Source organism: Sphingopyxis sp. YR583 (assembly GCF_900108295.1).
Classification (GTDB): Bacteria; Pseudomonadota; Alphaproteobacteria; order Sphingomonadales; family Sphingomonadaceae; genus Sphingopyxis.
Window position 1 is genome coordinate 2,476,842 of sequence record NZ_FNWK01000001.1, and the last position, 13,525, is coordinate 2,490,366.

The 13,525-nt window shown below is 64.7% G+C and carries 15 protein-coding genes; 8 read left to right on the top strand and 7 right to left on the bottom strand.

Annotation, left to right across the window (positions count from 1 at the left end):
• Positions 1 to 93: 93 nt before the first annotated feature.
• The 7 genes from BLW56_RS11385 to BLW56_RS11415 all read left to right on the top strand — a co-directional run bounded on the left by BLW56_RS11385 (position 94) and on the right by BLW56_RS11415 (position 6,007).
• A complete protein-coding gene (locus tag BLW56_RS11385; RefSeq protein ID WP_177175916.1) occupies positions 94 to 1,074 on the top strand; it encodes an NAD(P)H-quinone oxidoreductase in 981 nt (326 codons plus the stop codon).
• 73 nt (positions 1,075 to 1,147) lie between these two features.
• On the top strand, positions 1,148 to 1,714 hold the full coding sequence (locus BLW56_RS11390; RefSeq protein ID WP_093510590.1) for a hypothetical protein: 567 nt from the start codon (positions 1,148 to 1,150) through the stop codon (positions 1,712 to 1,714).
• An 89-nt stretch (positions 1,715 to 1,803) separates the two neighbouring features.
• A complete protein-coding gene (locus BLW56_RS11395; protein WP_093510591.1) occupies positions 1,804 to 2,427 on the top strand; it encodes a glutathione S-transferase family protein in 624 nt (207 codons plus the stop codon).
• A 116-nt stretch (positions 2,428 to 2,543) separates the two neighbouring features.
• On the top strand, positions 2,544 to 3,146 hold the full coding sequence (locus BLW56_RS11400) for a hypothetical protein (protein ID WP_093510592.1): 603 nt from the start codon (positions 2,544 to 2,546) through the stop codon (positions 3,144 to 3,146).
• A gap of 165 nt (positions 3,147 to 3,311) precedes the next feature.
• Positions 3,312 to 3,947 (top strand): DUF1013 domain-containing protein, encoded by a 636-nt coding sequence (locus BLW56_RS11405; protein ID WP_093510933.1) that lies wholly within the window; start codon positions 3,312 to 3,314, stop codon positions 3,945 to 3,947.
• 3 nt (positions 3,948 to 3,950) lie between these two features.
• Entirely contained in the window at positions 3,951 to 5,075 is a 1,125-nt protein-coding gene (locus BLW56_RS11410; protein ID WP_093510593.1) for an MBL fold metallo-hydrolase, read from the top strand.
• Positions 5,072 to 6,007, top strand: a complete 936-nt coding sequence (locus BLW56_RS11415; protein WP_256203394.1) for a TraB/GumN family protein — start codon at positions 5,072 to 5,074, stop codon at positions 6,005 to 6,007. Before BLW56_RS11410 ends, BLW56_RS11415 begins: the two co-directional genes overlap by 4 nt.
• A 7-nt stretch (positions 6,008 to 6,014) precedes the next feature.
• On the opposite strand, the gene BLW56_RS11420 is transcribed toward BLW56_RS11415, so the two are convergent.
• A complete protein-coding gene (locus BLW56_RS11420) occupies positions 6,015 to 6,290 on the bottom strand; it encodes a hypothetical protein (protein ID WP_037518141.1) in 276 nt (91 codons plus the stop codon).
• A gap of 132 nt (positions 6,291 to 6,422) precedes the next feature.
• Between BLW56_RS11420 and BLW56_RS11425 the strand changes: the two genes are divergently transcribed.
• Positions 6,423 to 7,604, top strand: a complete 1,182-nt coding sequence (locus tag BLW56_RS11425; RefSeq protein ID WP_256203395.1) for a DUF481 domain-containing protein — start codon at positions 6,423 to 6,425, stop codon at positions 7,602 to 7,604.
• A gap of 17 nt (positions 7,605 to 7,621) precedes the next feature.
• On the opposite strand, the gene BLW56_RS11430 is transcribed toward BLW56_RS11425, so the two are convergent.
• The 6 genes from BLW56_RS11430 to BLW56_RS11455 form a co-directional block, all read right to left on the bottom strand.
• A complete protein-coding gene (locus tag BLW56_RS11430; RefSeq protein WP_093510594.1) occupies positions 7,622 to 9,157 on the bottom strand; it encodes a M20/M25/M40 family metallo-hydrolase in 1,536 nt (511 codons plus the stop codon).
• Between the two features lie 92 nt (positions 9,158 to 9,249).
• Entirely contained in the window at positions 9,250 to 9,741 is a 492-nt protein-coding gene (locus BLW56_RS11435; RefSeq protein ID WP_093510595.1) for a hypothetical protein, read from the bottom strand.
• A gap of 274 nt (positions 9,742 to 10,015) precedes the next feature.
• The gene (locus BLW56_RS11440; RefSeq protein WP_093510596.1) at positions 10,016 to 11,539 is read right to left on the bottom strand and encodes a fumarate hydratase; all 1,524 of its coding nucleotides are present in this window, start codon (positions 11,537 to 11,539) and stop codon (positions 10,016 to 10,018) included.
• Positions 11,540 to 11,609: 70 nt separating this feature from the next.
• Positions 11,610 to 12,446, bottom strand: a complete 837-nt coding sequence (locus BLW56_RS11445) for a hypothetical protein (RefSeq protein ID WP_177175917.1) — start codon at positions 12,444 to 12,446, stop codon at positions 11,610 to 11,612.
• 34 nt (positions 12,447 to 12,480) lie between these two features.
• Positions 12,481 to 12,945, bottom strand: coding sequence for a Fur family transcriptional regulator (locus BLW56_RS11450; RefSeq protein ID WP_093510597.1), 465 nt, complete (start codon positions 12,943 to 12,945; stop codon positions 12,481 to 12,483).
• A 102-nt stretch (positions 12,946 to 13,047) separates the two neighbouring features.
• Positions 13,048 to 13,482 (bottom strand): MerC domain-containing protein, encoded by a 435-nt coding sequence (locus BLW56_RS11455; protein WP_177175918.1) that lies wholly within the window; start codon positions 13,480 to 13,482, stop codon positions 13,048 to 13,050.
• Between the last annotated feature and the right edge of the window lie 43 nt (positions 13,483 to 13,525).

Below are 13,525 nucleotides of genomic sequence, written 5' to 3' on the forward strand. Positions count from 1 at the left end.
CCGTGTCGCCGCACTGTCAATAAGGCGGGGCAGGGGTGCGGGAATGATCGGACCAGTGGGGGATTTTACCAAGTGACGAGCGTGCCAGTTGAAATGACCGCCATCGCCATTCGCGAGCCGGGCGGGCCCGAAGTCCTGCAGCCTGAAACGCGGCCGGTGCCGCAGCCCGGAGCCGGCGAACTGCTGATCCGCGTCGCGGCGGCAGGGGTGAACCGTCCCGACGTGCTGCAGCGCATGGGTTATTATCCGCCGCCGCCGGGCGCATCGGAGCTGCCGGGGCTGGAGATTGCGGGCACGGTCGCCGCGATCGGACCGGGCGGCGATCCCGAACTCCTTGGGCAGGCGGTGTGCGCGCTTGTCGCGGGCGGCGGCTATGCCGAATATTGCGTCGCGCCGGTCGGAAGCTGCCTGCCGGTACCGAAGGGCTTTTCTATGGAAGAGGCGGCGGCGCTGCCCGAAACGGTCTTCACCGTCTGGCATAATCTTTTCGAGCGCGGCTATGTGCGCGACGGCGAGACGGTGCTCGTCCATGGGGGCACCAGCGGCATCGGGACGACCGCGATCGGCCTTTGCAAGCTGTTCGACATCAAGATCATCGTGACCTGCGGCAGCGCGGACAAATGCGCCGCGGCGACTGCGCTCGGTGCCGATCTCGCGATCGACTATTCGGCCGAGGATTATGTCGAAGCAGTGAAGGCGTTTACCGGCGGCAAGGGCGTCAACGTCGTGCTCGACATGGTCGGCGGCGACTATCTGCCGCGCAACCTCGCCTGCCTCGACGAGGATGGGCGTCATGTCACGATCGCCTTCCAGCGCGGGATGATGGTCGAAATCGACATCGCGCATGTGATGCGCCGCCGGCTGACGCTGACCGGATCGACGCTTCGTGCGCGTAGCGACGACTTCAAGGCGCTGCTCGCCGACGAGATTCATCGCACACTCTGGCCGCGTCTCGCCGAAGGTGGGTGGAAGCCCGCGATGGATCAGGCCTTCCCGCTCGCCCATGCCAGCGCCGCGCACGCGCGGATGCAGGCGGGCGAACATGTGGGGAAGATCGTGCTGACGGTCGGGTGAAGCGAGGGAACATTCGATATCGATCAGCGGTTGGAGGATCGGGGGGCACGTCAAAAGAGGATAGTCTCCCCCGATGAATATGCGTCACCCGTTCCTTCCCGCCGCCACTATCGCGCTTGCCCTGGCAGCCTGCTCGCAGCCCGCCGAAACCGAAAAGGCACCGACCGCCTCCTATGACGGCGACGTCGCACCCGAAGGGAAGGCAGCGGAACCCGCGGTGCCCGCGATCAAGCCGACGGATATCCCGACGCGCGGCGGCGACGGGTCGCCGATCGAATTGACCGCGCTGACCGAAGCCGATGTCGGCGGAGCGAAGCTAAAGGGCGAACTTGCGTGCAGCTTCGCCGCCGAAGCGGCTGCGCCGCCGATCTTGCTGGCACAGGGCGATGTCGGCTCGGCCGATCCGTCGCGCGGGATCGTGAAGGTCGGCGATACGATCGAAGCCGTGTCGGCGAACGGCGGCTTCGATGCGATGGTCAAGGGCACCAAATTCTTTGCCAAGGGGCTGCAACTGCGCGTCGCGCTGGTCGGACCGGCAGAGGGTGGTGGCGAATCGCCCCCGCGGCCGGCGACGCTGACCGCCGACCGCGCCGACGGTGCGCAGCGCGTCTTCGCCGGGCTGTGGCGTTGCGGTCCGTAACCGCCGCTTGCGGGCATCGCGTGCGCACCGCATAGAGGCATCGCCGCAGTGTCGGGGGACAGCGGCGATTCATCGATTTGGGGGCTGATATGGGCGACAGGCCGATCCTTCACGAATATGCCGCGAGCGGCAATTGCTACAAGATCCGCCTGACTGCTGCGCTGCTCGAATATCCGATCGAACGGCGCGAATATGATATTATGAAAGGCGAGACGCGGACGCCCGACTTCCTGGCCAAGGTCAACGCCAATGGCCGCATCCCGGTGCTGCAGGTTGGCGATCGCTTCCTTCCCGAGAGCAATGCCGCCTGTTTCTGGCTTGCCGATGGCACGCACCTGATCCCCTATGACCGGTTCGAGCGCGCCGACATGCTGCGCTGGATGTTCTTCGAGCAATATAATCACGAGCCGAATGTCGCGACGTTGCGCTTCTGGATGAAATGGATCGGTGAGGCGAATTTTACCGACTTCCAGCGCGCGCAGGTGCCGGCAAAACAAGCGGCGGGTGCGGCGGCGCTGAAGCTGATGGACGAGCATCTTGCGGCGCACGACTGGCTGGCGGGGCAGGACCTCTCGCTCGCCGATATATCGCTCTATGCCTACACGCATGTCGCCGAAGAGGGCGGGATGTTCGCGTTGGCCGACTATCCGGCGGTGCAGCGCTGGATCGCGCGGGTTGAGGCCGAGCCGGGTTTTGTGGCGATGGGGGCGTAGCGCCCTACTGGAATTTCGCGCCGTTGTGGCGCTGGAACAGACGATGTTGTCGTCGCGCCGATATCGATATCTCCTTTAGAATGGGTCTATCGAAAAATATCGGGAGGGGCGAAGACATGGATCATTCTCTTGCGCGCAAACTCTTATTGGCCTCGGCGATCTTGTTGGTTGTCGGTGGTTGCGGCAGTCGCCATTTTTCTTCGCGATCGACCAATCCCCTGATCGAGGATCGAGTGCGTATGGGCGATTCCGGCGAACAGAAGATGTCCGTCCTGACCTCGCGTGCGGATCGACGCACGATACTGGTCTTCGGCGAAGAAAAAATCTGTGCCGAGCCTTCGCCTGACGTTGCCGAAGCGGTCTATTCACAAACCGCGGCATCGGCGGCCCAGAAAGAAACGAAAGTCGAATTCAGCAGCACCTTGCAGACCGCGCTGATGCAGTTGAGCCGGCGCTCGCAGGGGTTGGACTTTTACCGGACCGGCGCCTTCGTCAATTGCATGATGTATTATAACGGCGTGTTCAAGGACAGGGCGGAATATGCCGCAGAGATGGCCGAGCTGCGCGAGACATCGATTGCGCTCACCGAAAAGGAACTGGCGCATCTGCCGGAGATCATGAAAGCGGTCGTTCAGGTCTCCCATGCCGCAACTGCCGCTGCTGCTGCTGCGGAGAATGACGGGCAGCCCGCCGCGGCAGGGGCAGCCGACAAGCAGTAGGTTCGCTAACGGCCGTTACCGAAAAACTCGTCGAGCAAGCGTCCACTTGCTCCATCGGCCAAACAGGTCTACATCAGCCGCCGAACGGCCGCCCCGCGAGGGGCGGCCCTTATTATTTCCGCTTGGAGACTTTTCGTCATGGCCACTGCCGACGCCACCCCGCTGATGCCGCACGCGACCGCCGCCTGGCTGGTCGACAACACCGGCCTGACCTTTGCCCAGATCGCCGAATATTGCGGTATCCATATCCTTGAAGTGCAGGCGATCGCCGACGAGACCGCCGCGACCAAATATACCGGCCGCGACCCCGTCCGTGCGCACGAACTGTCGATGGAAGAGATCGACAAGGGCCAGAAGGATCCCAATTACAAGCTCAAGATGAGCAAGCAGGCGCAGGACACGATTCGTCGTACCCGCGGTCCGCGCTACACCCCGGTCAGCAAGCGTCAGGACAAGCCCGACGGCATCGCGTGGATCCTGAAGAACCACCCCGAAGTGTCGGATGGCGCGATCGGCAAGCTGATCGGCACCACACGCAACACCATCGGCGCGATCCGCGACCGCAGCCACTGGAACAGCGCGAACATCGTCGCCAAGGATCCGGTGACGCTCGGCCTCTGCTCGCAGCGCGAACTCGACGCGCTCGTCGCCAAGGCGGCAAAGAAGGCAGGCATCAAGGCCCCCGAAGACAGCCGTTTCGAAGGCGACCGCGAAGCGCTGCTCGAGGAACTGCGCGCCGAACGCACCGCGGCTGCCGAAGCGCGTGCCGCCGAGGAAGCCGAAACCGACGGCGAAGCCTGACGCATGGCGGGGACGGACGAGGATAATATTCCGGCGGCCAGCGGCTCGCCGGACGCCTCGTTGACCCAGGACGACAGCTTTACCGCGACGAGCCATGCGGGCCTGACCTATCCGTGGGGCGAGGCTGCGCCCGGACCGGGCGAGACGATCCGTATCGCCAACGGGATCAGCTGGGCGCGCATCCCGATGCCGGGGTCGCTCGGCCATATAAACAGCTGGCTTCTGGATGATGGCGACGGTGTTGCCGTGGTCGATACCGGCATCTGCCTGACGATGTGCTCGGACGCATGGAAGGCGCTCTACGCCGGCGCGCTGAAGGACAAGCGGATCACGCGCGTCATCGGCACGCACCTGCACCCCGACCATATCGGCCTCGCGGGCTGGATCGCGAAGAAGCAAGATGTGAAGCTGTGGATGACGCGCGGCGAGATGCTCACCGCGCGCGCGATCGTCGCCGATTCATCAGATACGGCACCCGACGAGGTGCTGACGCAGTCGCGCGCCGCAGGGTGGGATGAGGCCGCAATCGAGACGCAGCGCTCGCGCGGCTGGAACATGTTCCAGCGCATGATCTTCACGCTACCGCGTTCCTATGTGCGGATCGAGGATGGCGAACGGCTCGACATGGGCGGGCACCAGTGGCGCGTTGTCACCGGATCGGGGCACAGCCCCGAACATGCGTGTCTGTGGAACGAGAAAGAGGGCGTGCTCGTGTCGGGCGACCAGGTGCTGCCGCGGATCAGTTCGAACGTGTCGGTCAACATCACCGAACCCGATGCCGATCCGCTGGGCGAATGGCTGGCGTCGATCGACAAGCTGCTCGCGACCGTGCCCGCCGATGTCGTCACCTGTCCGGCGCATGGCGAGCCGTTCAAGGGGCTGCACGTCCGCCTGATGGCGCTGCGCGACGAACATCGCATGCGGCTCTACAATCTGGCCGAAGCCGCGGCGAAGGCACCGATGCGCGCGGTCGACAGCTTTCCTCTTCTCTTCAACCGCCCGATCGGCGAGCATAATCAGGGCCTCGCAACCGGTGAGGCGCTTGCGCATCTGAAGCGGCTCGAAGTCGAGGGCCGCGTGAAGCGCGAGGACCGTGATGGCGTGTGGTGGTATCACGGGATAGCGTGATACGGTTCGGCTTCTGGTTGGGCGTCGCGATCGCCGCGATGCCGATCCCCGTTTCGGCAAGCGAGCCGGTGCTCACCGATCAGGCCAATGACGAAATCGTCGTCACCGCGCGCCGTTCGGGTGCGCCGATGTGGACGATCCAGACGCGCACCGGCGTCGTCATCCTCGTCGGCGAGATCGCGTCTGTGCCGAAAGCGACGCCATGGCGTCCGGAGCGGCTCGAAGGTGCGACCGACCGGGCACAGCGCGTCATTCTCGGCACCAAGGCGAAGGTATCGCCCGGCGATATCTTGCGGCTGATCTTCAAGGGTGGCGGACTCACCAAATTGCCCAAGGGCCGCGTCGCCGCCGATTATCTGAACAGCGATCAGATGAAGCGGCTTCGCGCGCTCGAAACGCGCTTCGGTCAGGATTATGCGCGCTCGAACTTCCTGATGACGGCCTTCGACCTGCTGTCGAAGCGCCTCGCCTTCAACAAGGACAGCGCCGACGACGCCTCCGATGTCGTGCGCAAGGCGGCGCGGCAATCGAAGATCCAGACCCGGCCGGTCGGCGAAGTACGCGGCGAGGATATGCTCGACAATCTGTTCGCCGCGGCGCCCGAGACGCATATCCCTTGTCTCGAAGCCGCGATGGCGGCGGCTGAGGCGGGCGGCGATGTCGTGACCGACCGCGGCCGCGCCTGGACCGAATTCGACGTGCCCGCGGTGATGGCGAACCCGCTCGAAGAGGCGCTTGGGCGTTGCTGGCCGTGGACGAACGACAGCTTCGGCCCCGAGCTGCGCCAGACATGGGTCGCGGCGATCCGCGACGCGACGGTGCAACCCGGCGCCACGCTGGCGGTCGTTCCTCTGCGCATCCTTGCCGAAGAGGAGGGCGTGCTCGACCAGCTCGAGGCGCAAGGCCTGCCGATCAGCGGGCCTGCCTGGTAGCCACGGTTTATCTCGGTCTTTGCATGATCCAGCTGAACGCCATCGCGTTGAAGATCGTGTAGAGGCCATAGAGCATCAGCGCGGTGAACCAGTTCCGCGTCGCGATCGCCATCGCGCCGACCAGCAACAGGAATTCGAAGACATAGGTGATGTTCGGCCCGACCTTGTCCGCGAGCGGTTTCACCATCTGCTGGATCAGCGGATCGTCGCTTTCCATGAAGGCGCGATGCATTGCGAAATTGCCGACCCCGGCGCAGAAAATGGCGATGAGCGCGATGACCATAGATTTGCAAATGGGGCAGGCGGGGTGGAAATGCCAGCAACATTCGGGTTATAGGGGCGCACCGCTCGCGCACTGGCCCCGCGCGGACGATCGAACGAACCCGGCTTCTGCCCCCAGAGAAGGACGTCTTCGGTGACAGCTCTCCCCCGACTGGCCGCGCTTTGCCTGCCCTTTGCGCTTGTCGTTCCGTCGGCGCACGCGACGCAGGATCCGGACGATTCGATCCAGCCGAACCCCTTGCTCGTCGATCCAGTGCTCGCCAATCCGATCCCGACTGCGCTCGTGCCGCTCGATCCCGAACTGCCGGTCGCGGTGCGCGCGATGATCGACGCCGCCTTTGCGAGCGGCGACAATGACGATGTCGAGGCGGTGGCCAAATTCGCCCGGCGGACCAATCCCGCCAATATCGGCGAGATCGACGCGCTGCTCGCCTATTACCGCAGCGGGCATCCGCCGGAAACGCCGCCCGACCCGATAGGCAATATGCTCGCGGCGGCAATAGCGAGCGCCAAGGACGCCGATGTCGAGGCGGTCGGCAAGCTGGCGAAGGAAACCAACCCCGAAAATGCGGCGGAGATCGAGGAGCGGCTGCTCGCCTATCGTGCCGAACGCAAGCGGCTACGCGACGAGGCGGCGGCGGCCGAACGCGCGAAGCTGGCGGCGGCAAAATTCTGGGAGCGCTGGAAGGGCGAGGGCCAGATCGGCGCGTCGCAGAGCAGCGGCAACACCGAGTCCGTCGGGCTGAGCGCCGGCCTGGCGCTGGCGCGCAAGGGAATCGACTGGACGCACAAGATGCGCGCGCAGGCCGATTATCAGCGCACCAACGGCCAGACGTCGGTCGAACGCTATCTGGCGGAGCTGGAACCGCAATACCGGATCAACGACCGTACCTTTGCCTATGGCCTCGGCCGCTGGGAGCATGACCGGATCCTTGGCTATGACACGCGCTGGAACCTGTCGGGCGGGCTCGGTTACAAGGTGGTCGACACCAAGAAGATGACGCTCAGCCTGAAAGGCGGGCCGGCGTTCCGTCAGACCGATTTCGTAACCGGCGCAAGCGACACCGAATTGACCGCGCTCGCGGGCCTCGATTTCGGCTGGCAGATATCGCCGACCTTGCGGCTGACGCAGGTCGCATCGACGATCATCGGAGAGGCCAACGGCTCGACCAGCTCGCAGACCGCGCTCAGCGCCAAGCTGACCGGCGCACTGTCGGCACGCGTCGCCTATTCGGCGCAAATCGACACCAGCCCGCCGCCGGGCATCGAAAGCGTCGACACCCAGACGCGCTTTACCCTGGTGTATGGTTTCTAAAATCCTCGCCCAGCCTCCTATTTGATCGCCGCCAGCACATAGAGGAATTCGGCAAAGCCCATCGTTGCGTCGACGAGGCCCGCGACCTTGGGGTTGGTCGAATCGATAAGGAAATATTCGTCGGGGGCGTGCGCGCCCGACCCGTGGCCGATGCCGAAATGTGCCGCGGGGATCGACACCGGCGGAGCCGTGAAGGTCGAGCCCGGCCAGCTTCCGGCCATGCGCGGGTTGATGCTCGTCGCGATGCCGAGTTTTTTGTAGGTCGCGAGTTCGGAGCGGACGAGGCGGCTGTCCTCGGCGACCTCGGTCGGATCATAGCCCCCCGAAACATTGACCTCGACGTCGGTGAAACCATGCTTGTCGAGATGCGCGCGCAGCTTCTTTTCGGCTTCGGCGCGCGTCTGGTTCGGGACGAGGCGGAGGTCGAGCTTCGCGACCGCCTTGCCCGGCAACACGGTCTTGCCGCCGGGGCCGGTGTAGCCCGCGACAAGCCCCTCGATATTGACGGTGGGCTCCTGCGCAAGGCGGGTAAGCGCGTCGGGATAGGAGAGATTGTCGATCCAGTGCGTGATGCCGAGCGCCTGTTTTTGTGCGGCTTCGTCGCCCGCCTTCGCGGCTTCGCGGATCAGCGATTTCTCGCGGTCGGTCAGCGGGCGGACATTCTCGTACCAGCCCTCGATCGCGGGCTTGTTGCCATCGGGGGTGACGAGTGTCTGGAGCGCCTGCACGAGGCGCCAGGCGGGCGAGTCGACCATAGCCTTGAGGCTCGAATGGACGTCGCCTTTCGGCCCGCGGCCCCATTTTTCGCCGCTCGCGATCAGTTCGAGTTCGATGATGCCCTTCGATCCGAGGTTGACGGTAACGTTGCCGGTTTTGCCCTGTGACGCGAAGGGGATGAAAATGCCTTCGCACTTCTTGAGCGCCGCGAGGATGTGGGGCTTGGTCGCGATCTGGCGGAAGTGCGGCGAGCCGATTTCTTCCTCGCCCTCGCACACCAGCACGATGTTGACGGGCAGCTTGCGTCCCGCCGCACGGATCGCGTGGAGCGCGGCGAGGAAGGTCGCCTCGGGGCCCTTCTGGTTCACCGCGCCGCGGCCCATGATCGCCTGCCCGAAACCGGGGCGATCGACCATCTTGCCCTCCAGCGGCGGCGACGACCATTCGGCGGGGTCGAACTGTTTGACGTCGTACATGAAATAGATGCCGAGCGTGCGCTTGGCGCCGACGTCGATCGTCCCGAACACCCCGGGATGGCCGTCGGTCGGCACGATCTCGACATTGGTGAAGCCCGCATCCTTCGCAAGCTCGGCCATATAGGCCGCGCCCTCGGGCATGCTGCGGTTTTCGGCGGCAATCGAGGGCAGGGCGATCCAGTCGCGGATGCGCTTGATCGAAGCGTCCTTGCCCGCCTCGGCCGCCTTGCGGATGTCCGCCATGGACCCGGACTGCGCCCAAAGCGGCAAGGGCTGCATGAACGCGGCGCCTGCACCCAGCATCGCGGTACCGCGCAGCATGTCGCGGCGGTTCATTCGTTCGAAATTGCGGAAATCCATCCTGCGTCCCCTGCCTGCTTCGTATACGAAGCACTGTGCCCGATCAGTCGGGAAAGGCAAGCGCGTGCCGGGTATTAGCCGTTACCCGGCCGTTACATGAGCGGACGGGCGTCGATTTCGCGTGCGAGGAAGGCGAGGATTTTAGCCTTGTCTTCCGCCGGGTCGGACTGCGCGCGGAATGCGGCGAGGCCAGCAAAGATCATCAGAAGCGGGATACCGGCAAAGATGGTCGCGAACAGCCCGGCATCCGGGATATAGAGAAAGGCGAGGACGCCGCCGATCACGAACAGCGAGAGAAAGCCGACCCACATATAAGGGAAATAGCGCGCTTCGGGGGGCGTGCCGAAAGTGCCGGTGATCCGCGTGCCGCCCTGATATGATTCCATCACCGCGTCGAGTGTCGGTTCCATATTGGTGCGCATATTGCGCTGGCGATAGCGCAGCGTCATCTCGCGCTCGCTGCCCTTGCCGAACACGCGCGCTTTCGCGTCCGGCATCGGGTCGTCCATGATCCGTTTGAGCGTGCGCGCGATCTGTTCGGGCGAATGGGGAGCGTAGAGGTCGATCGGTTCGTGGTTCGACATGGATGCTGGCTCCATATATCGTCATCCCGGCGAAGGCCGGGATCTCTCCGTTGCGGAGGTTTCAGGTCGAGAGGGCGAGACCCCGGCCTTCGCCGGGGTGACGGATAATTTTGAAGGCGTTGTTCGCGGTTTCGCCGCGATCGGGCTTTCAGTATCGCTGCTTCATTATCTTCGTCCATGGGGTTGATCCTTTCAGTGGGATCAACCTCATAGGACTAGATTCTGCGGCTGTTACCGCCGTCACCTTGTAACCGCGCGTCTTACAAGGGCAGGGTCACGCCTTCTCCAGCAACCCTTCGTCCGCGATCCGTTTCTGCCACAGCTTGGGCGCATTAACGTGGACATTCTGGCCTTCGCTGTCGACCGCGACGGTGACGGGGAAGTCGCTCACTTCGAACTCGTAGATCGCTTCCATGCCGAGGTCGGCGAAACCGACGACCTTGCTGCCCTTGATCGCGCGCGAGACAAGATAGGCGGCGCCGCCGACGGCCATAAGATAGGCGCTCTTGTGCTTCGCGATCGATTGCGTTGCAGCAGGGCCGCGTTCGGCCTTGCCGACGCAGGCGAGCAGGCCCTGGTCGAGCATCATGTCCATGAACTTGTCCATGCGCGTCGCGGTCGTCGGGCCAGCAGGGCCGACAATTTCCTCGCCGACGGGATCGACGGGGCCGACGTAGTAGATGACGCGGCCCTTGAACTCGACGGGGAGTTCTTCGCCCTTCGCCAGCATGTCGGCGATCCGCTTGTGCGCGGCGTCGCGGCCCGTCAGCATCTTGCCGTTGAGCAGGATGCGGTCGCCCTGCTTCCAGCTCGCCACCACTTCGGGGGTCAGATTGTCGAGGTCGACGCGGATCGCCGCCTTGTCGGGCGCCCAGTCGATTTGCGGATAGTCGGCGAGCACCGGCGGTTCGAGGAAGGCGGGGCCGCTGCCATCGAGCGTCACGTGGGCATGTCTTGTCGCGGCGCAGTTCGGGATCATCGCGACGGGCTTCGACGCGGCGTGCGTCGGCCAGTCGGCGATCTTGACGTCGAGCACGGTCGCGAGGCCGCCGAGCCCCTGTGCACCGATGCCGAGCGCGTTGACCTTTTCATAGAGCTCGATGCGCAGTTCCTCGGTCGGGTTGCTCGGGCCGCGCGCCAGCAGCTCGGTCATGTCGATCGGGTCCATCAGCGACTGTTTCGCGAGCAGCATCGCCTTTTCGGCGGTGCCGCCGATGCCGATGCCGAGCATGCCGGGCGGGCACCAGCCGGCGCCCATCTGCGGTACCATTTCGAGCACCCAGTCGACGATGCTGTCGGACGGGTTCATCATCTTGAACTTCGACTTATTCTCGCTGCCGCCGCCCTTTGCGGCGACGTCGATCACGACCTTGTTGCCGGGGACCATTTCGACGTTGAGCACCGAGGGCGTGTTGTCCTTGGTGTTGACGCGGCTGAACGCCGGGTCGGCGAGGATCGAGGCGCGGAGCTTGTTTTCGGGGTGGAGATAGGCCTTGCGCACGCCCTCATCGACCACCTGTTGCAGGCTGCGCGGGCTGTCGAGGCGGCAGTCCATGCCCCATTTGATGAAGACGGTGACGATGCCGGTGTCCTGGCAGATCGGCCGGTGTCCCTCGGCGCACATGCGGCTGTTCGACAGGATCTGCGCCATCGCGTCCTTCGCCGCGGGCGAGACTTCGCGTTCATAGGCGGCGCCGAGCGCACGGATATAGTCCATCGGATGGAAATAGCTGATGTACTGGAGCGCGTCGGCGATCGTTTCGATCAGATCGTCTTCGCGGATGATGACGGTGTTCATGTGCAGCCTTTCGCCCTTTTTTCGGGATTCGCCGCCTCCCTAGACCCGCATTGCCGGGGTGGACAAGGGGTCAGGTGCGGCGGCGGCCGAACATGTGGCGGGTGGGCGAAGCGGCTCGCGGTTCGCCGGGGACGGGCGCGGAGGCGCCCAAGTCGACAAGCGGGCGTTTGCGGACGACCGCCTTCCATCTGCCCGCCGCAGCCAGCGCAAGGAGCAGAATCCAGCCGCCCGCCGCCGACGGGATCAGCGCCCAGGCGAAGGCAGCAGGGGTGATGATCGCCATCGCGGTCGGGATCGTGGCGAGGATCGCAATGGTGCCGAACAGCGCCCACCAGCGTCCGATCTGCGTCGCCGCCGCGCCGATCACGACATTCGTCGAAGCAAGCAACAGGAACTTGGCGGCAACGGGATAGGGCAGGCTCGCCATCGCGGGCGAATAGTCGCCGAGGGTGAAAGCGGCCTGGATGTCGAAGAGCAGCCAGTTTTCATACGCATCGCTGAGCGCCGCCGCGACCGGCAGCACGGCGGCGGCAAGGAGCGCACGGACGCGGAGTTCGCGCCAGAGTGCGATGCAGCCACTGGCGAGAAAGCTCGCGTAGAGCAGCATGTAGAGATAGTCGCGTTCGTTCCCCGTCCGCATCGCGGCGAGGCGCGTCACCTGTTCGGGGTCGGTGTAAAAACCGAAGATCGCCTCGAGATCGGCCTGACCGCCCGCAAATTCGAACGCGAGCACTGGGGCGCCATAGCCGGGCGCGATGTCATGCCCTGTTTGCGGAAAGACCTGCCCCAGATAGAGGCCGAAGAGCAGAGTCGCGATGCCAAGCGCCAGCGTCCACGCCCAGGCACGCGTCGGTGCCGGCGGCCGGGCCCGCTGTGCTTCGATCCAATGCTGAAGCCCCCCGATCACGTCCTACGTGTCCGGTGGAGCGCGGCGGCTCACCTTATTGGCACTCGGCGCATTTGCCGCGCACCTCGATCACCGGGCGTTCGGCGGCGAAGCCCGTGGCCTCGGCCGCGGCGCGGACGCCGCCCGAAATCTTGTCGTTGTCGACATGCACCGCGGTGCCGCAACTGTCGCAGATCAGGAAGATGCAGTCATGCAGGCAGCCGGGATGGCTGTTCGCGACAAAGGCGTTGGCGCTCTCGACCCGGCGGACGAGGTTGTTCGCGACGAACAGGTCGAGGATGCGATAGACGCTGTTCGGCGCAACGCGCTTGCCGCGTTTCTGCGAGACGATGTCGGCGATTTCATAGGCGCTCGCCGGCTTGCCGATTTCCGCGACGGCGTCGAAAATCTCGGCGCGCATATCGGTCCACGCTTCGCCCGCGCCTTCGAGCGCAGTCTGCGCGGCCTTGGCGAGCGAGGCGCCGCTGGCCTCGACGTGCGGATGATCATGCTTGCCCATTGGGGTTTCCTCGGAGCGTGGGAAATCCCGCGCTAACTATCGCAGCAATGTAGGCTGTTTGGGGCGCGCCCGCAAGTTGCGGACATCTCCGATGCGGTGGGATCAGTGCCGCGCGCGGCGGTTGAGGTCGTGGCCGAGCGCGACGACGGCGACGCCGATCATCGTCGCGATCACTTCGCTGCCGTCATGCGGCCGCGACAGCGCGCCCGCCATCATGCCAAGCCCGAAGCTGCCGACCGCGAAGGGCATCATATAGCCATGGCTGAGCACGCCCGAGACGAGGGTGATCAGCGCAAAACCGATCGCAACGATCAGCCCGATCTCATGGAACAGGTGATTTTCGAGAAAAACCCCGCCGACCGAGGCGATCGAGGCAAAGAAAACCGTCGTCGCAAGGCAGTGCACGAGGCAGAGGCCCGACAGGCCCATCGCGAGCTGGTCGCCGCTGAGCGAGGTCAGCGGCCGCGAATCGCGCGCAGCCCGGACCACCGCGCCGAGGCGCGTCAGTACAGGGGCATGGCTGGCGACATGGGTCACCCGATTCTCCGTTGGTCCAACTGTGGCACTTGATATGGCATAA

What these genes read in the sequence shown, in the direction of transcription:
- BLW56_RS11410 (WP_093510593.1), top strand. Translation starts at nt 3,951, where the DNA reads ATGGCGGGGACGGACGAGGATAATATTCCGGCGGCCAGCGGCTCGCCG.
- BLW56_RS11430 (WP_093510594.1), bottom strand. Translation starts at nt 9,157, where the DNA reads ATGGATTTCCGCAATTTCGAACGAATGAACCGCCGCGACATGCTGCGC.
- BLW56_RS11440 (WP_093510596.1), bottom strand. Translation starts at nt 11,539, where the DNA reads ATGAACACCGTCATCATCCGCGAAGACGATCTGATCGAAACGATCGCC.
- BLW56_RS11395 (WP_093510591.1), top strand. Translation starts at nt 1,804, where the DNA reads ATGGGCGACAGGCCGATCCTTCACGAATATGCCGCGAGCGGCAATTGC.
- BLW56_RS11420 (WP_037518141.1), bottom strand. Translation starts at nt 6,290, where the DNA reads ATGGTCATCGCGCTCATCGCCATTTTCTGCGCCGGGGTCGGCAATTTC.
- BLW56_RS11390 (WP_093510590.1), top strand. Translation starts at nt 1,148, where the DNA reads ATGAATATGCGTCACCCGTTCCTTCCCGCCGCCACTATCGCGCTTGCC.
- BLW56_RS11385 (WP_177175916.1), top strand. Translation starts at nt 94, where the DNA reads ATGACCGCCATCGCCATTCGCGAGCCGGGCGGGCCCGAAGTCCTGCAG.
- BLW56_RS11405 (WP_093510933.1), top strand. Translation starts at nt 3,312, where the DNA reads ATGCCGCACGCGACCGCCGCCTGGCTGGTCGACAACACCGGCCTGACC.
- BLW56_RS11435 (WP_093510595.1), bottom strand. Translation starts at nt 9,741, where the DNA reads ATGTCGAACCACGAACCGATCGACCTCTACGCTCCCCATTCGCCCGAA.
- BLW56_RS11450 (WP_093510597.1), bottom strand. Translation starts at nt 12,945, where the DNA reads ATGGGCAAGCATGATCATCCGCACGTCGAGGCCAGCGGCGCCTCGCTC.
- BLW56_RS11400 (WP_093510592.1), top strand. Translation starts at nt 2,544, where the DNA reads ATGGATCATTCTCTTGCGCGCAAACTCTTATTGGCCTCGGCGATCTTG.